General features: G+C 37.2%; 12 protein-coding genes. 5 read left to right on the top strand and 7 right to left on the bottom strand.

The window, feature by feature from the left end; genetic code table 11:
* Positions 1 to 68: 68 nt before the first annotated feature.
* From R2Q16_RS17645 to R2Q16_RS17660, 4 genes are all read right to left on the bottom strand, one after another.
* Positions 69 to 2,459 (bottom strand): ABC transporter permease, encoded by a 2,391-nt coding sequence (locus tag R2Q16_RS17645; RefSeq protein WP_316738993.1) that lies wholly within the window; start codon positions 2,457 to 2,459, stop codon positions 69 to 71.
* Positions 2,460 to 2,537: 78 nt separating this feature from the next.
* On the bottom strand, positions 2,538 to 4,907 hold the full coding sequence (locus tag R2Q16_RS17650) for an ABC transporter permease (RefSeq protein WP_316738994.1): 2,370 nt from the start codon (positions 4,905 to 4,907) through the stop codon (positions 2,538 to 2,540).
* 224 nt (positions 4,908 to 5,131) lie between these two features.
* Positions 5,132 to 5,830: an ABC transporter ATP-binding protein gene (locus R2Q16_RS17655; RefSeq protein ID WP_316738995.1), complete on the bottom strand. Its 699-nt coding sequence runs from the start codon at positions 5,828 to 5,830 to the stop codon at positions 5,132 to 5,134.
* Between the two features lie 192 nt (positions 5,831 to 6,022).
* Positions 6,023 to 7,267: an efflux RND transporter periplasmic adaptor subunit gene (locus R2Q16_RS17660; RefSeq protein WP_316738996.1), complete on the bottom strand. Its 1,245-nt coding sequence runs from the start codon at positions 7,265 to 7,267 to the stop codon at positions 6,023 to 6,025.
* A 319-nt stretch (positions 7,268 to 7,586) separates the two neighbouring features.
* Here R2Q16_RS17660 and R2Q16_RS17665 point away from each other — a divergent pair, with 319 nt between their 5' ends.
* The 3 genes from R2Q16_RS17665 (at position 7,587) to R2Q16_RS17675 (ending at position 13,076) form a co-directional block, all read left to right on the top strand.
* Positions 7,587 to 8,957, top strand: coding sequence for a sigma-54 dependent transcriptional regulator (locus tag R2Q16_RS17665; RefSeq protein ID WP_316738997.1), 1,371 nt, complete (start codon positions 7,587 to 7,589; stop codon positions 8,955 to 8,957).
* Positions 8,958 to 9,023: 66 nt separating this feature from the next.
* On the top strand, positions 9,024 to 10,382 hold the full coding sequence (locus R2Q16_RS17670) for a sensor histidine kinase (RefSeq protein ID WP_316738998.1): 1,359 nt from the start codon (positions 9,024 to 9,026) through the stop codon (positions 10,380 to 10,382).
* A 504-nt stretch (positions 10,383 to 10,886) separates the two neighbouring features.
* Positions 10,887 to 13,076, top strand: a complete 2,190-nt coding sequence (locus tag R2Q16_RS17675; protein ID WP_316738999.1) for a bifunctional alpha,alpha-trehalose-phosphate synthase (UDP-forming)/trehalose-phosphatase — start codon at positions 10,887 to 10,889, stop codon at positions 13,074 to 13,076.
* A gap of 218 nt (positions 13,077 to 13,294) precedes the next feature.
* On the opposite strand, the gene R2Q16_RS17680 is transcribed toward R2Q16_RS17675, so the two are convergent.
* Positions 13,295 to 14,959 carry an FMN-binding glutamate synthase family protein gene (locus R2Q16_RS17680; protein WP_316739000.1) on the bottom strand — a complete coding sequence of 555 codons (1,665 nt, stop codon included), beginning with the start codon at positions 14,957 to 14,959 and terminating at the stop codon, positions 13,295 to 13,297.
* 84 nt (positions 14,960 to 15,043) lie between these two features.
* Between R2Q16_RS17680 and R2Q16_RS17685 the strand changes: the two genes are divergently transcribed.
* Positions 15,044 to 15,664 carry an L-threonylcarbamoyladenylate synthase gene (locus R2Q16_RS17685; protein ID WP_316739001.1) on the top strand — a complete coding sequence of 207 codons (621 nt, stop codon included), beginning with the start codon at positions 15,044 to 15,046 and terminating at the stop codon, positions 15,662 to 15,664.
* A 469-nt stretch (positions 15,665 to 16,133) separates the two neighbouring features.
* On the opposite strand, the gene R2Q16_RS17690 is transcribed toward R2Q16_RS17685, so the two are convergent.
* Together R2Q16_RS17690 and R2Q16_RS17695 are read right to left on the bottom strand one after the other, a co-directional pair.
* Positions 16,134 to 16,451 (bottom strand): nuclear transport factor 2 family protein, encoded by a 318-nt coding sequence (locus R2Q16_RS17690; protein ID WP_316739002.1) that lies wholly within the window; start codon positions 16,449 to 16,451, stop codon positions 16,134 to 16,136.
* A 20-nt stretch (positions 16,452 to 16,471) separates the two neighbouring features.
* Positions 16,472 to 17,263, bottom strand: coding sequence for an SDR family oxidoreductase (locus tag R2Q16_RS17695; RefSeq protein WP_316739003.1), 792 nt, complete (start codon positions 17,261 to 17,263; stop codon positions 16,472 to 16,474).
* A gap of 128 nt (positions 17,264 to 17,391) precedes the next feature.
* On the opposite strand from R2Q16_RS17695, the gene R2Q16_RS17700 reads away from it, so the two are divergent.
* The gene (locus R2Q16_RS17700) at positions 17,392 to 17,757 is read left to right on the top strand and encodes a helix-turn-helix domain-containing protein (protein WP_316739004.1); all 366 of its coding nucleotides are present in this window, start codon (positions 17,392 to 17,394) and stop codon (positions 17,755 to 17,757) included.
* Positions 17,758 to 17,818 lie beyond the last annotated feature (61 nt).

A 17,818-nucleotide genomic window follows, 5' to 3' on the forward strand; every position in this document is an offset into this window, starting at 1 on the left:
CAGGTATTTATTATCAAGTATCAAGATATAGCAAATGGCTTTAGGCTTTTTGCTTTAGTCTTTCTGCCTTATTCATATTTAAGTGCATCAACCGGATTTGCTTTTACGGCTTTCCGGGCTTGTAAACTAACCGTAACTACCGTTAATAAAATGGTAGCCATTCCGCTCAATAAAAACGGAAGCATCGGCAAATCAATTCGGTAAGCAAAGGTTTCGAGCCATTTTTTAGTTAAGATGTAGGCTATGGGCCAAGAAATTATATTGGCGATAAGCACCATTACAAAAAACGATGAATTAATCAATTTGAAAATCTGAATATCGCTTGCACCTAATATTTTACGAACGGCAATTTCCTTTATTCTACCATTGGTGATGTATTTTGCAAAAGCAAACAGGCCTAAAACAGCAATGAAGATGGTAAGCAAAGCGGCTGCAAAAAATACAGATTGCAATTGCTCCTGTTTTTTGAATAAGCGACTATACAATTCATCCAGAAAATCGTATCTGAAATCTTCTCCATCTTTCGGATTAATTTGAGGCCACTGCGCTTTTAACGCAGCGAGTGCGTCAGCCATTTTGTTTTCCTCAATCTTGAGCATGATTTCGGTTTTGTAATTTCCGCAAGGATTTTTAATGGCATATATGGTTGGCTGAACGGCATTTTCGAAACCCTGAGCTTTAAAATCTTTGGCCACGCCAACAATTTTATAATCGATATTACAACCTCTGATGGTTTGCCCTATCGGATTTTTTAATCCATATTTTGCAACTGCACTTTCATTAATAACCACCGAATTTGCGGTATCGGTTTTAAAAACATTAGAGAAAAAACGCCCTTCTTTTAATTTAATATTCAGCGTTTCGAAATAATCGAATTCGACATCTACAAAATCAATACTGGCCTGTACACCATTTGCAACGTATCCATTTATGCCACCTCGAGAGCCATTCGGAACATTCGTTGCTACAGTGGCCGATTTAATTCCAGGAATTTTTAACATCCTTTCTCTAAGTGATTCAAAGTTTAAAGAACCAAATTTTGAAGGGTTGTTAAACAATGTCGCATTTTTAATGGTAACTACCTGATTTGCAGTAAAGCCCAAATCCTGAGTACGCATGTATTTCAACTGGGAGTTGATAATCAATAATCCAATAATAAATACAACAGCTATACTAAATTGAAAAACTAATAACCCATTTCTTAACCAGGAACTTTGTTTGCTCGTCGAAAAGTTTCCCTTAAGTACCAAAGCCGATTTAAAACCCGATAGAACCATCGCAGGATAAATTCCCGCAATTATGGTTATCAAAAGCAAGATTAATGGAAGCTGCCAAAATAAATCATTACCAATGTACCAGATTGATAGTGGTATTTGAAAAAGATTATTGAAGGCCGGCAATAGTAATTCAGCAAAAACCAAGGCTAAAACTGTTGCTACAAGGCATTGAATAAAAATTTCGGTCAGGAATTGTGTAATAAGCTGAACGCGAAAAGCACCCATAACTTTTTTAACCCCAACTTCTTTTGCCCGTTTACTGGCTTGTGCAATGCTTAAGTTGGTAAAATTGATACAAGCAATTACTAAAATCAAAACCCCTAAAATTGAAAGTGCTACCAATATTTTATAAGGCGCATCATTACCTGCTTTAGGCTTTAAATGTAGATTTGATAATGGATCTAAAAATGTGTAAACAGATTTAATTTCTTCAATGGATTTCGAATCGGTTTCACCTTTTAGTAATTCAGCCCGATATAAATTGGTTATTTTTTCTTCTAGATTTTTAACATCAGTACCCTGCTTCACCTGAATGTAGGTTCTGTAATTGTTCATTCCATAATCTTCACCCTGCCCTATTTCGTTACCAATCGAAATGCCATCAAAAGTGGTGTTGGAATGCGGATCGCTTACAATCGAGCCGTCAAATCTGCTTGTAATGCCAGAATTACTTGCGCCCATCCCAACCATTTCTGGTTTATTATCTTTCTTATCCGGAAACAAGGTTTTCATACTTTCTACACTCAAATAAGAAAGTCTTTCGGCTTCGCCAGATGGTTTTTGCAAGCCACCAACTGGCTTTAAATCAAGAATTTTAGCCGCATTATAATCCGCTTGTATAAAATTCTTGGCAAATACCGTGTTTTTACCATTCTTCAAAGTCAGCTCAAAAAAACCGCCCTTGGTAATTCCTGCATTTTCTACTTCAGGGAAGTTCTGTTTAATAGCTTTAACGAGCGGTGGTGCAGTATAATTTGTTTTAAATTCTGGATAAATACGCCCAACTACATAAATGTTTTTGTAATTAGGGTTCGACTTATCAAAACTGGTTTCATACGTAAAATACAACATCACTAATATAAAAGCAGCTAAAGCAATTGCCAAACCACCAACATTAATTGCTGTAATGCCTCTGTTTTTCCAAAGGTTTCGCAAAGCGATTTTTAAATTTAATTTGAACATATTTGAAGTTTTACGTGGTAAGTTTTAAGTTGTAAGTACCAAAACGTACAACTTAAAACGTATTACTTATTACCATTATCATTCATACTTAAGTGCATCAACAGGATTTGCTTTCGCCACTTTTACCGATTGTATACTTACCGTTAAAACAGCAATTAAAACCGATAAAGAAATGGCAACTAAGAATGGTAACGCTGATATCGATATCCGATATTCGAAAGCCGATAACCATTTATTAATGATGATGTAAGCTAATGGAAAGGCAATAACATTTGCGATGGCCACTAGCTTTATAAAATCTTTGTTTAACAAGGTTAGAATATTACCCGTACTTGCACCTAATACTTTTCGGATGCTGATTTCCTTTTTACGTTGCTCAGCCATAAATAAGGCTAAGCCCAATAATCCCAAACAAGAAATAAAGATTGCAAAACCACCAAACCAATTAGAAAGTGTTCCTAAAAGCTTTTCATTGGCAAATTTTAACTCAAAAGATTCATCTACAAATTTTCTGTTTACCGGATAGTCAGGCTCAATTCCCTTTACAAGTGCATCAATTTCGGATATAGACTTACTGATGTTCTGTGCAGGATTTAACCTTACAATAACAACTTGAGCACCACTTAAATAAGTTGGCATAAAAATCATTGGTGCCACTTTTTGGTAAGCATCTTCTACTACAAAATCTTTAACTACACCAACGTTTATTTTATCGCCGTCCCAAAATTTAATTTTGGCACCTATCGGATTTTTTAGCTTCATCATCTTAACAGCCGATTCGTTTAGCATTACACTATTACTGTCCTTTTTGGTAATTGTAGAAATCTCCCTCCCAGAAACCATCTCCGTTCCAATGGTTTTGATAAAATCATCAGAAACACCTCTGTGATTAAACAAAATAGATTCATTTTCATCTTTACCAGCCCAATGCACACTGGTGGTATTGTTGCCACCTTCGGTTAAATCCTTACTAAAATAGGATACCGCAGTAACTGCTCCCGATTTTAAAAGCTGAGCCTTCAGTAAGTCCATTTTACTTTCTTCGCTCATTCTGCCTTGAATCGCAATTTGAACGAGATTAGACTTATCATATCCAATCGGCTTGTTTTTAACATATCTAATCTGAAGATATATTACGGTTGTGCAAACAATTAAGCAGGCTGCAAAAACGAATTGAACAACAACCAAAACCTTGCGTATAGAAACTGAAGAATCTGTTTTAATTTTTAAGCCTTTTAAAACTTTTATTGGTTCAAATGAAGATAAATAAAGGGCTGGATAACTTCCGGCGATGAAACCGGTAAAAACCATTAAACCTAAAAATGTAGACCAAAATGTGATGTTTTTATAATCGATTTGCAGTTTAATTGCCAACAGATTATTAAAATATGGCAAGCTAACTTCAACCAAAATAAAAGCTAAAACTCCTGAAACCAGGGTGATAAAAATCGATTCCAACAGAAACTGCCCAATAAGCGATTTACGGGTCGAACCAATCGCTTTGCGAATACCAACTTCTTTTGCTCTACGCTCTGAACGGGCAGTAGACAAATTCATAAAATTTACACAAGCAATAAGTAAAATACAAAAGGCAAGCAGTAGAAATATTTTTAATTGCTCGATTTTACCACCAACAGATTTACCGTTTTGAAAGTCATCGAATAAATGCCACTTTGTGTATGGGTGCAATAAAGCTTCTGAAACTTGTCCTTGTTGATTTCGCTTGTAAATATCTTTCATTAAGGAATTTGCCTTATCAAAATAGCTGTTATCTTTAAGCTGCACCACAGTTAAACACATATTGTTGCCCCAGTTTTTATCCTTGGCCCAAGGTTCTTTTTTCTCAAAAAGCGACCACGGCATTAGGCATTCGAAGGTTAAAGTATTGTTGGCAGGTACATCTTCAATTACAGCTTCAACTTTTAATACATCCTGATTATCAAGCTTTACCGTTTTATTCATCGGATCTTCATTACCGAATAATTTTTCGGCCAAAGATTTTGTAAGCACAATACTGTTTACATTCTTTAAAACCTGCTCTGGATTACCTTTAATAAACTTATAATCGAATATTTTCAGAAAATATTGGTCAGCAAAATTTGCCCTTAAATTAATTCGCTTCTCTCCTACAGAAACTAATTTTGTAGATGAATAGGTATTGTGTGAAGCATATTTAACGCCTGGTATTTTAGCGGCTATCTCTTCTGCCATCGCATTTGGCGTCCACGCCCAGCTAAAAATTTTACCGTTTGCAGGCGAATTTTGGTAAACAACATAGGTTTTATCGCTATTGGTAAATCCCTTATCAAAACTCCACTCATATGCAACGTACAATAGCAAAAGCATACAACTTGCTAAGCCTATGGCCAATCCGCCAATATTAATCAGAGAAAACCCTTTATTTTTCCAAAGGTTCCGCAATGCGATTTTTAAATTTATTTTGAACATATTAGTATCAAGTATTTTGTATCAAGTATTAAGACTTGGCAAATCGCTTTAGTCTTTGGTCTTTCAGCTTTATTCTTTTTTCTCCAACGCCTTACCCGAATCTCCCCATCCGGGAAGATTTCGGCCGGCCTATCATTACTAAAACTAATTTTTCTTTTAAGAGCATTTCCCGTCAAACTGACCACTATCTGCTGAATACTGATCACTAACTTCAGGTTACTTACCTATATCAACTCCTCACTCCTGCTCTTATTTACCTTTTCAGATATCACATGACCATCTTTTAGGTTTATAATCCGGTTTGAGAAACTTGCATCATGGCTAGAGTGGGTTACCATTACAATGGTAGTTCCGGTTTCGTTAAGCTCGCAAAGCAATTCCATAACTTCATTACCATGAGAGCTATCCAGATTACCCGTAGGCTCATCGGCTAAAACCAATTTTGGCTTGGTAACTAAAGCCCTTGCTACTGCAACACGTTGCTGCTGTCCACCAGAAAGTTGTTGTGGAAAGTGACCGCTACGGTTAACGATATTCATCCTTTCGATAATTTCGTTAACCAATTTTTTACGCTCACCAGCTGCAATTTTATTGTAAATTAGTGGCAACTCGATGTTTTCGAAAACCGTTAACTCATCAATTAAGTTAAAGTTTTGGAAAACGAAGCCCATATTTCTTTTACGGAAATTGGAACGCTCCTTATCATTCAAGGTTAAAAGCTCTGTATCAATAAACTTGTAACTTCCACTTTCAGGCTTATCCAACAAACCCATTACATTTAACAAAGTTGATTTTCCACAACCCGATGGGCCCATAATAGATACAAATTCTCCTTCTTTTATTTGAAGATTAATCCCGTTAAGTGCCGTAGTTTCTACCTCTTCAGTTTTGTAAACTTTTTCCAGATTTTCTATTTTAATCATAGCTTTTTGTATCGAGTGTTAGTATTTAGTATCAAGTAATTAGTATTAAGACTTGAATTTATTTTTGCTAATTTGTATTCCTATTTTTTTAAAAACCTTTCACCTTTCACCTTTCACCTTTCACCTTTCACCTTTCACCTTTCACCTTTCACCTTTCACCTTTCACCTTTCACCTTTCACCTTTCACCTTAATTACCTATTAATCTCCACCTGGTCGTACTTATCAAATTGGTCGTATGAAGAAGTGATCACCTCATCTCCTTTTTGCAAACCTTCCAATATTTCATAGTACAAGTAATTTTTTCTGCCGATTTTAACGTTTTTCTTGGTGGCTTTACCATTGTTTACCACAAATACCCACGAACCACCTGTACTTTGGAAAAACTGACCCTGTGCAAGTAGCAATGATTTACTGTTATCAGATAATGTCAATTTAGTTTGAAGCGATAAACCTCTACGTAAACCATCTGGTGCACTTCTTTTAAAAACCATTTCAACTTGAAACTGACCAGCTGTAACCTCTGGAATAACCTTACTTACCGTTAAATTATAAGTTTTACCATTGAATTCGCAAGTTGCAGTCTGTCCTTCTTTAACTCTGTTGATGTAATATTCGTCAACGCCGGCCTGCAATTTATAACCTTGCATCACATCGATTTTGCCAATCATCTCATTAGAATTGTAAGATTTTCCAATAACGGGATCATAAGAAGAAAGCTTACCTGAAACCGGAGCTTTAATGGTCATATTCTCAATGTTTTTGCGAATCATTTCCAAACTCTCGTTCATCTGCCCCATGGATTGGTCGATTTGTGAAAGCTGCATTTTACGGCTTTGATTTTCTTGTTTTATCGCCTGACGAACAATCTTTAGTTTACCCTGATAATATTCATAATCCTGACTGGATTTATTAAATTCTTGTAGCGTAATTACCTTTTTTGCGAACAAGGAACTATCCAATCTATATTGTCTCGTTGCCGTTCGCAAGTTATTTTCCACATCGAGCACATCCTGATTTAAAATTCTTTGATTCTGCTCCAAATCTAACCTCGATTTACGCAACTGGTTAATCTGCTCAGTGGCTGCAGTTTGTTGCGAAGTGTATCCCATCATTGCATTTGAATTTTCAATTCTCAACAAAGGAGTACCTTTTACAACAGATGCACCATTTTCAGTAAAAATTTGAGCAACCGTACCACCTTCAGAAGAACTTACAATTACCGAAGTTAAGGGAACAACACTAGCATTTAGTAAAACGACATCTTCAAAATCTCCATATTCCACTTTACTTAGCGTTAACTTATCAGCATCGGCACTATAAGTTTTTTTTAACGATAAGGTATAACCGTAGATGACAACCGCAACAAATGCAATTACTCCACCTAATATGATTAAGGTTTTAGTGCTAAACTTTTTCTTCTCTATTTTCTTGTCCATTGTTCGGTAATACTGTTCGGCTTGCTTAATAACCAAGCTTGTGCCAAAAGGCAAAAACCATTTTAAAACACACAAAATCAAACACTTAATAGTTTTAATAAAAATATGATGTTCATTATCGAACAGTTTATGTGCGGGAGCGGACAGTTTGAGTAATTTAGCCTTCAGAAGAAATCAATTAAATACTCCGTCATTGCGAGGCACGAAGCAATCTCTCTTCTCCAAAAGATTGCTTCGTACCTCGCAATGACGAGGAATAAATAATTATTGATAACAACACCAACTTCCCTTACATAGGATAAGATAAACAATAAAGACTATGCTAAACGCCACAGTTTTAATAATTGATGATGATGATGACATCTTACTAAGTGCCCGTTTATTCCTGAAACAACAGGTTAAACAAGTCATTACCTGCAAATCGCCAAAGGAGATAAATGTACTGCTGAGTAAAAACGAAGTTGATATTATCCTTTTAGATATGAACTACCAAAAAGGTGCAAGCGATGGTCGTGAGGGTTTATATTGGCTCGAACACATTTTATCGATTGATAAAGATTATGTTGTAATACTTATGACTGCCTTTGGAAATGTAGAATTAGCAGTGAAAGCGATTAAAAAAGGTGCAACTGATTTTATTCTAAAACCTTGGGAAAATGAGAAATTGTTCGCAACAATATCAGCAGCCTCAAAACTTCGGGAATCGAACAGAAAAGTGAAGAAGCTGGAGAAAATCCACACCTCCTTGCAAAAAGATATGGCTCGCGGTTTTGAGCACATTGTTGGTGAAGCTGATGTAATTAAAGACCTTCAAAATACATTATTAAAAGTTGCGCCAACAGATGCCAACGTTTTAATATTAGGCGAAAATGGTACTGGTAAACAGGTTTTTGCTTATGAGATTCATGGAAACTCTCAACGCAAAAATCAGGTTTTTATGCATGTAGATTTAGGTTCATTAAACGAAAACCTATTTGAGAGTGAGCTTTTTGGATATGCTAAAGGCGCTTTTACAGATGCAAAGGAAGATAAGCCCGGGCGATTTGAACTGGCAGATGGCGGAACCATATTCCTAGATGAAATTGGTAACCTCACTTTACCCTTGCAAGCCAAATTGTTAAGCGTGCTCCAAAACAGAACGGTTACCCGATTGGGCGAAAGCAAGGAGCGTAAGGTAAATGTGCGTTTAATTACGGCTACAAATATGCCGTTAAACGAAATGGTCGCTAAAAATACCTTTCGCCAGGATTTATTGTTTAGGATCAATACCGTTGAGCTGCTCCTGCCTCCTTTACGCAAACGCGGAACGGATATTTTGCTCCTCGCCAATCATTTTATGCAAATTTTTAGCTCAAAATACCATAAAGAATCCCGAAGTTTAGGCAACAAGGCAGAAGACCTTTTATTAAATTACAACTGGCCGGGTAATGTTAGGGAGTTGCAGCATGTTTTAGAACGTGCTGTGATTATGAGCGATGGGCAAGAAATTACGGAGCAGGATTTGCAGTTAAGTCCGCAGCGTTTTGCGCAAAACAACGCTCTACCGGATGAAATGGCACTTGGTGATATGGAAAAAATGATGGTGCAAAAAGCCATTGATAAGCACAAAGGAAATATTTCAAAAGCCGCAGCAGAATTAGGTTTAACCCGTGCAGCTTTATACAGAAGAATTGAGAAATTTGGAATATAAGCAGAAAGCGCAAAGGCTAAAGCAGAAAGCTTTGGTCTTTTGGCTTTAAGCTTTTAGCTAAAAACAATGTTTTACAAACGCTTTACCTTTCGTTTAATATTCAGATTGCTGGTTATAAATTTACTGGCTGCACTCCTGTTTTACTTAATCCAAAATACACAACTTTGGTTTACCATTATTGGTGTTAGCTTAATTTTATTCGGCACCATTATTTCGCTCTACTACTATATAAATGATATTCGTTCAGATATTAAGCGATTTATTTTAGCCGTTAAAACCCGCGACCATACTCTAAATTTTAAGAATAAGGCTACAAAAGGAAGTTTTCCCGAATTATATGAATCCTTTGGAGAAATCCTTCAGGTGCATAAACAAATTCGCCTGGAACAAGAAGCCATGTTTCAATTGATAAAAACCATACTGGAACAAGTACCAGTTGGTGTAATTGTGGTTAACAATACAGAAACGGATAGTGAAAACGAGGAAATTGCGTTTTTCAATCAGGCTGCATCAAATCTCTTAGGTGTTCCGGCTTATAAATACTGGCATCGCTTAAAACAGCATTTACCCGCCTTTTCAAAAGAAATTGAACAAATAGCTGGTGGTGGAAAACGATTTCTAGAACTTAAAATTCAGGATAAACTAATCCAGCTCTCTACCGAAGTGATTCCGCTTAATCTTTACGCAAAAAACTACACGATTATCAGTTTCCAGAATATAAAAGATGAAATTGAGCAAAAGGAAACCGAAGCCTGGAATAGACTAATTGGAGTTATTTCGCATGAAATTCTGAATTCCATTACACCAATCAGTTCTTTGTCTGACACCATAAATAGCATGGTTACCAATAAAGAAAATCTGGAAATGGATGAGATGGAAGATTTAAAAACGGCACTACAAACCATTAAACGCCGCTCTGCCGGACTTTTAGATTTTGTAAAGGACTACCGTTTAATTGCCGAATTGCCAACACCAAATCTTGAATCGCATACTATTGGCGAAATCCTGAAACACATTAAAGTGTTGATGCAACCTTTTGCTAAGGTTAAAAATGTGGTTTTGGATGTAGAACAAACTTCTTCAAAAATTACCGTTCAGCTCGATTTGAAGTTAATTGAGCAAGTACTAATTAACCTCATTACCAATAGCATTTATTCGGTTGAAGAAAATCCGAATCCGCATATTTCAGTAAACTATCGACTCGAAAATACCAAACTCTACATTGATGTTACCGATAATGGAAAAGGCATTGAAGCGGATGATTTAGAGAAAATTTTCGTTCCTTTCTACACAACCCGTAAAAATGGTTCAGGTATTGGTTTAACTATTAGTCGCAACATTATGAAAATGCACCGCGGTAGTATTGAAGTTGTATCAGAACCTAATGAGCAAACAACTTTCTCGCTGTTGTTCAATTATGTTTAACCATTTCCAGAAGGATGCCCAGAGGGCGGGCTGTTTCGTTAAGCATATCATCCGTCGTTAAGTTAGGAAAATAATTAACCACCCCCTTGCCCCTCCTTGAAAATAAGGAGGGGAGTTGGACATTACTTTGGAAGAATTCACTACTAAATTTTGGGTTAAATGTTTTAAACTTAAATCCCATCCGCAAAAAAAAATAACTTTCTGCCTGCTCCCCTCCTAAATTTAGGAGGGGTAAGGGGTGGTTTAAACCATTCCCAAGAACCACAAATCTTTGTGAAATAAACCTGATTGCAGCGAGCATGGAGCGCAGCGAAATAAAGCGGAAAGCAGGACTGTTATAACCGAATACCACAGAAACTTGATTTACAAAAAAGATTAATGAATCTTTAGCAATACCTGTTAAATCTAACTCCTTTTACATCATCTGAATGTTTGTTTTAAAACAAAATTCAAACAAAAAACGTTTAATGCGCTTTTATTTATGTGGATACATCAAATACAAGCATGAAGACAGTTATAATATCGAACAGACTACCCGTTAAAATCATTGAAGAAAATAACGATTACACGTTTATTCCCAGCGAGGGTGGCTTGGCTACCGGGCTTGGCGACGTGTACAAAACAGGCAACTCCATTTGGGTTGGTTGGCCCGGAATAGAAGTTCCGGAAGAACGACAGGAAGAAGTCATTCAGAAATTAGGCGAACTTAACCTCTACCCCGTTTTCCTTACGCAAGAAGAAATCAATTTATATTATGAGGGTTTTTCAAACGAGGTTTTATGGCCTGTGTTTCATTACCTCGTTACCTATGCACATTACGAACAAAGTTATTGGGACTGTTATAAATCGGTAAACGAAAAATTTGCAAAAAGTGCCATGCAGGTCCTTAACAGAAGAGATAAAATCTGGATTCAGGATTACCAGCTACTTTTACTGCCCGGTATTTTGAGAGAGAAATTTCCAAACTCAACCATCGGTTTCTTCCAACATATTCCCTTTCCATCATACGAAATTTTCAGACTCATTCCCTGGCGTGAAGAATTGCTTAATGGCTTAATTGGCGCAGATTTAATCGGTTTCCATACTTACGATGATGTTCGCCATTTCATTAGTACGGCTACAAGATTACTCACCGTAAACTCATCATCTAATGTGCTAAACAGTAACGAAAGGCAAATTGTAATTGAAGCTTTCCCTATGGGAATTGATTATGAAAAATTCGCATCACTAACCACAACAGCTGAGGTAAAAAAGGAAATAGATTATTTCAGAAATGGAAAAGAAGATGTAAAAATTATTCTTTCTATTGATAGATTGGACTACAGCAAGGGAATTTTAGAACGCTTAAAAGCGCTTGAATTGTTGTTGCAAATGCATCCGGAATACATCGGAAAAATAGAGTTATTTATGATTGTGGTTCCATCAAGAGATACCGTACCACAATACAGTGAACTGAGAGACCAAATTGATCAGTTTGTCGGAAACTTAAATGCCCGATATCGCTCTATGGACTGGATTCCGGTGAATTATTTTTATCGTTCCTTTCCAATTGAGGTCCTTTCTGCACTTTATTCATCAGCTGATGTTTGTCTGGTTACGCCGATGCGGGATGGTATGAATTTGGTAAGTAAAGAATATGTCGCCAGTAGAAATAACGAAGATGGTGTACTAATTTTGAGTGAAATGGCTGGTGCATCAAAAGAGTTAACAGATGCATTGGTTGTAAATCCGAACAACTTGGGCGACATCATGGAAGCCATTGTTACCGCCCTAAAAATGCCCTTGGAAGAGCAACAAACCCGTATGAAAGCCATGCGAGCAATTGTAGAAAAATTCAATGTAAAGCATTGGGTTAATAATTTTATTTTAAGACTAAACGAAGTGAAAGACTCACAAAAATCATTACAAACAAAACACGCAGTAAATTCTGTAAACGAAATTATTGCTGCTCAATATGCTAAAACCAGCAATCGCGTACTTTTTCTTGATTATGATGGAACACTGGTAGATTTTACCGGAAATATTGATGACGCCTCTCCAGATGATGAATTGTACGATTTAATTGAGAACCTAACACTAGATAACTCGAATACGGTAGTTATCATCAGTGGTAGAAGACACGAAACACTTGAGCAATGGTTTGGGCATATGAAAGTAGATTTAATAGCCGAACATGGTGCCTGGCAAAAAACGCATGGCGATAAATGGAATTGCCTGCCTTTGCTAACCGACCAATGGAAAAGTGAAATTAAGACCCAACTGGAAACTTACACTGATAGAACACCAGGCTCATTCATAGAAGAAAAAAGCTATTCATTAGTTTGGCATTATCGCAAAGCGGAAGAAGGGTTAGGAGATCTAAGAGCAAATGAAATTGTGAGCCATATGAAAATTTTAGCCGCAGATAAAGGCTTACAATTGATGCCCGGCAATAAAGTTATCGAATTTAAAAACATTGAAGTGAACAAAGGCAAAGCCGCATTAAACTGGCTGTACGATAAAAACCCCGATTTTATTATGGCACTTGGCGATGACCATACAGATGAGGATATTTTCAGGGCTTTGCCAGATGATGCGATAACCGTTAAAGTTGGCAATAATTTATCAGAAGCAAAATATTACCTAAACGATTTTAAAGAAGTAAGAAAATTACTCTGGAGCTTGGTTAAGGAAGAATTTGTAGAAAGAGATTAGAGATTAGTGGTCAGTGGATAGTCGTCAGTTAATAGTTGTCGGTAGTCTGTTGATTCAGCATGACTAAAGTATAAAAACAAAAAATCCCGCAGATAACGGTGATTTCGCAGATTGAATTTGCGTGAATCATTTAAATCTGCGGGATTTTTATTTTAAGAGTCGACTGTCAATCATTCATTCATTCAATCATTCATTCACTCATTCATTCACCACTAACCCTACAACCTTCCATCATCCTGTACCGTATCATTAAACGGATTGGCATGCGCATAATCAACTGCCGAAACTCTGTAATCAGTTGGCGCAAAACTTGCAGAACTACTTAAAGCCATTCCCAATTCAAAACGGGTTGGATAAGGGGTTTGCAATAGGCTACCTGCCGGGATGTAAGGGAAACTTTCTAAATAACTTTGAATCGAATTTGCACTCACACGTCTGTTAATATAAGCCCTGCTCAATTGATGAGGTTCTCTCAAACCCGCAGCACCTAAAAGTTCAACAGCACTCGCAACCGTTAAGTTGTGGAAATTTTTAACCCTCACTTTTTTATCATCCACTACAAGTCCCTTCATTAAACTTTGGTCTTGCGTAGCCACACCTGTAGGGCAGGTATTGCTATTACACTCTAAAGCCTGAATGCAACCCAAAGCGAACATCATTCCACGGGCAGTATTGCACATATCTGCACCAAGGGCAATATTTTTAACCAAATCAAATCCGGTAGCAACTTTTCCTGAAGCAATAATTTTAATATGCTTTTTCAAATCGAAACCGTTTAAAACATCATAAACAAAAGCAACGCCTTCGCGTAAAGGCATTCCTACCGAGTTTGAAAATTCTTGAGGAGCAGCACCCGTACCACCTTCACCACCATCAACGGTAATAAAGTCAGGATAAATTTTAGTCTCAATCATCGCTTTGCAGATGGCGTAAAACTCACTTCTTCTACCAATACAAAGTTTAAAACCTACAGGTTTACCACCCGACAAATCCCTCAACTGCTTAATAAACTCCAATAAGCCAATTGGCGTATTGAATGCCGAATGCGCTGGCGGCGATAAAATATCTTTTCCTTGTGGAACCAAACGGATACGGGCAACTTCTGGCGTAACTTTCTTGGCCGGTAACATACCACCATGCCCCGGTTTAGCACCTTGCGATAGTTTGATTTCAATCATTTTAACCTGATCTACGACTGCCCGCTCGGCATAAGCATCAAAGTTGAAAGTTCCGTCCTCATTTCTGCAACCAAAATATCCGGTACCAATTTGCCAGATTAAATCGCCACCTGGTTCACGGTGATAATCACTTATACCACCCTCACCTGTATTGTGGGCAAATTTACCCAACTTAGCCCCTCCATTTAGCGCTAAAATCGCATTCTGACTTAATGAACCAAAGCTCATTGCAGAAATATTATAAATACTGGAAGAATATGGTTTTTTACAATCCGGACCGCCAACTAAAACACGGGGATCTAAATTCAACTCATGATGTGAAATGGCAGAAATACTGTGACTTAACCACTCGTAACCATTCTCATAAACGTTTAATTGGGTTCCAAATGGAATGGTATCATTATCGGTTTTAGCACGTTGATAAATTAACGAACGGTTTAAACGGTTATAGGGCGTTCCATTGGTATCACTCTCTACAAAATATTGGTACACTTTTGGTCTTAACTCTTCCATGAAATACCGTAAACGACCAAACACCGGGTAATTTCTAACGATACTGTGTTTTGGCTGATATAAATCGTAAATACCTAAAACAACAAAAGGACCTGTGAAGAGGAATGTCCACCATAAAAAGGGTTGATACAAACCTAGCATGATGGTAAGGGCAACTAAAAATGCAGCAATGGCTACGAAAGCTTTTCTCATAATAAATGGGTTAGCGTATGTTTTGTTAGTACAAAGATTAGGATTATTAAACAACTGACACCATTAAATTGTTATTTTTACGCTATGCTTATTAAGATTTATCCAGAAAACCCCAACGAAAGAGCCATTGAGCAAGTTGTAGAAGTGCTTAAAAAAGGTGGATTAATTATCTACCCTACTGATACTATTTATGGTTTGGGCTGCGATATCACCAACCCAAAAGCAATTGAAAAAATTTGCCGCATCCGCGGGATAAAACCTGAAAAAGCTAACTTTTCTTTTATATGCCATGATTTAAGTCACATTGCCGACTACATAAAACCAATCGACAATACCACTTTCAGAGTGCTTAAAAAGGCATTACCTGGCCCATTTACTTTTATTTTTAATGCCAATAATAACGTACCTAAACTTCTAAGTTCTAACAAAAAAACGGTTGGTATTCGTGTTCCCGATAATAATATAGCCCGTTGCATTGTTAAAGAGCTTGGTAATCCAATTCTATCAACCTCAATCAAGGATGATGATGAATTAATTGAATATTCTACCGACCCTGAATTGATTTATGAAAAATATCAGGACTTGGTTGATTTAGTAATAGATGGTGGCTATGGCGATAACGAGGCCTCAACAGTAATTGATTGTACCACAGGCGAATTCGAAATTATCCGAGAAGGTAAAGGCGATATCGATGAGTTTCTGTAATTATTAGCATTATCAATTTAAGCAAAATCGAATGTCAATCCGAGCAAAATCGAGTGTCAGTCTGAGCGGAGTCGAAGACCAATAGATATACTTCTTTAAACCACTCAAAGCAAACTAAAAGCATAATCTTCCTGAACATAACTACCAGTCTGAGTCGAGTCGCATGTCAGTCTGAGCGGAGTCGAAGACCCCATCTGGTTTATTGTTCCAACGGATCACTTAAATTGAGTTCTTCAGACCGAAATACAGTAGCTCATAAACAATATTGGCAAAAGCCCCTCTCCTTCTTCATAATATATAAACCGAGGCCTATTGTATCTGCTTTATTGCTATTATCACGGACAAAGTCCCTATTTTTATATAAAAAGTTTAAGTCGCCCTGCGGAAAGATTAAACTAGAGGGGTTAAAAAAAAAGCAGCTTTGAAAAAAACTGCTTTCAACAATCTGGCCTTACTGCTCAGGTAGCCCTTATCCCGTAACTCTAAGTGATTGTATTAAATGATCCTTTATTTCCAAATGGTAGTTCAATAAAATCGGACTACCATCAAAATTCCCTGAGACTTCAGTTTTCAAGATGCTTTCTGTTTCATCAAAATTTACAGGCTGCATTGTAGCATGATATCGATCGTTGGCATCCTTAATCCAATCTTCAATCTCTCTTCTACCCCTGTGCGTTTTCCCCTCATCAAAAACTACTGCTGTTTCAGAAAAACAATTTGCATAAGCAGCGCTATCGAAGCTGTTTTGTGTATCTATTAAATCTAATATTACTTTCGGTAAGTTCATTTTTATTTATTTTATGGTTATTAAATAGTAGGAACAGTCCCACCGTCAATTATATAATTTGTTCCCGTAAGATAGCTTGCCCTTGGCGAAACCAAAAAGCCAACCAATTCTGCAACTTCTGAAGGCTCTGCAGGTCTTCCATAAGGAATTCCGCCTAAAGCATCCATCACACCTTTTTGAGCCTCCTCAACTGAAACATTTGAGCTTTTGGCTATTTCACCTAGCCAGGCTACAGATGCCGTGGTATTTATCCATCCTGGTGAAACAGCTAGCACACGAACGCCTTTTGGTGCTACCTCGTTTGATAAGCTCTTGCTGTAATTAAGCAATGCTGCTTTTGAAGCTGCGTATGGCAAGGTCGAATCATACAGTGGTAATATTCCCTGAATTGAAGCAATGTGAATGATGACGCCGGTTTTTCGATCGATCATTTGTGGTAGGAATCCTCTATCCAAACGAACCGGAGCCAATAAATTTGCCTGTAGTGTTGATTCCCAATCTTCGTCACTTAGTACACTAAAACCACCAGCAGGAGTTGTAGAAGAACCAAGGTTGTTGACAAGAATATCGAGCCTTCCATAAGTTGATATTACCTCATCTACTACTTTTGTTGCACCACCCGCTTTACTCAGGTCTGACGGGATGAAATGAAGTAGTTTATGCTCTTTTTCAGGCAGGCTCCTAGCCGTAATAATAACAGTAGCACCCGCATCTAAAAGCCGTTCAGCAATAGCTTTTCCGGTTCCTTTTGTTCCGCCAGTTACCAGGGCAATCTTCCCTGACAACTCATTATTGAAATCAAATTTATCCATTATCTAATAATTTTTATAGGACAAAATTGGCATGTAAAAACAGTTTGTACAAGTACGGAATTACGATTCATATAGGGATAAATTTTTCCCCTATTGTGCAATTTGGAACATAGATGTAACTTTATAAAATGTATGAAAGAAAGATTCAGCCGAGTCTAAATTGCGGACTTGATTTGATCGGTGAAGTAATTTATGGTAAATGGAAAATCCGACTCCTTTGGTTTATCAATGAGGGACATAAGCGCCCGAGCGAACTGCAACGTAAAATTCCGGATGCCTCGCGCAGGGTTTTAAATATTCAGTTGAACGAATTGGAAAAACATGAGCTTATCAAAAGGAAAATTTATCCGGTTGTACCCCCAAAAGTGGAATATAGCCTTACAGAACTTGGGAAAACTTTAATCCCTGTTATTGCAGCATTAGGACAATGGGGAGATGAACATCAAGAGCATTTGCGCAAAGTAATTTTACAACAAGTTGCTGATGTAATTTAAACCCCTGCTACTTCCTCGCTATTGATACAAGTGAAACTTATTTTGAAGTTGAAGAACATAA

The organism is Pedobacter aquatilis, assembly GCF_032678425.1.
Taxonomy (GTDB): domain Bacteria; phylum Bacteroidota; class Bacteroidia; order Sphingobacteriales; family Sphingobacteriaceae; genus Pedobacter; species Pedobacter aquatilis_B.

Excerpts from the sequence above, each read along its gene's own strand:
- R2Q16_RS17645 (WP_316738993.1), bottom strand. The coding sequence starts at position 2,459 with ATGTTCAAATTAAATTTAAAAATCGCTTTGCGAAACCTTTGGAAAAAC.
- R2Q16_RS17650 (WP_316738994.1), bottom strand. The coding sequence starts at position 4,907 with ATGTTCAAAATAAATTTAAAAATCGCATTGCGGAACCTTTGGAAAAAT.
- R2Q16_RS17655 (WP_316738995.1), bottom strand. The coding sequence starts at position 5,830 with ATGATTAAAATAGAAAATCTGGAAAAAGTTTACAAAACTGAAGAGGTA.
- R2Q16_RS17660 (WP_316738996.1), bottom strand. The coding sequence starts at position 7,267 with ATGGACAAGAAAATAGAGAAGAAAAAGTTTAGCACTAAAACCTTAATC.
- R2Q16_RS17665 (WP_316738997.1), top strand. The coding sequence starts at position 7,587 with ATGCTAAACGCCACAGTTTTAATAATTGATGATGATGATGACATCTTA.
- R2Q16_RS17670 (WP_316738998.1), top strand. The coding sequence starts at position 9,024 with ATGTTTTACAAACGCTTTACCTTTCGTTTAATATTCAGATTGCTGGTT.
- R2Q16_RS17675 (WP_316738999.1), top strand. The coding sequence starts at position 10,887 with ATGAAGACAGTTATAATATCGAACAGACTACCCGTTAAAATCATTGAA.
- R2Q16_RS17680 (WP_316739000.1), bottom strand. The coding sequence starts at position 14,959 with ATGAGAAAAGCTTTCGTAGCCATTGCTGCATTTTTAGTTGCCCTTACC.
- R2Q16_RS17685 (WP_316739001.1), top strand. The coding sequence starts at position 15,044 with ATGCTTATTAAGATTTATCCAGAAAACCCCAACGAAAGAGCCATTGAG.
- R2Q16_RS17690 (WP_316739002.1), bottom strand. The coding sequence starts at position 16,451 with ATGAACTTACCGAAAGTAATATTAGATTTAATAGATACACAAAACAGC.
- R2Q16_RS17695 (WP_316739003.1), bottom strand. The coding sequence starts at position 17,263 with ATGGATAAATTTGATTTCAATAATGAGTTGTCAGGGAAGATTGCCCTG.
- R2Q16_RS17700 (WP_316739004.1), top strand. The coding sequence starts at position 17,392 with ATGTATGAAAGAAAGATTCAGCCGAGTCTAAATTGCGGACTTGATTTG.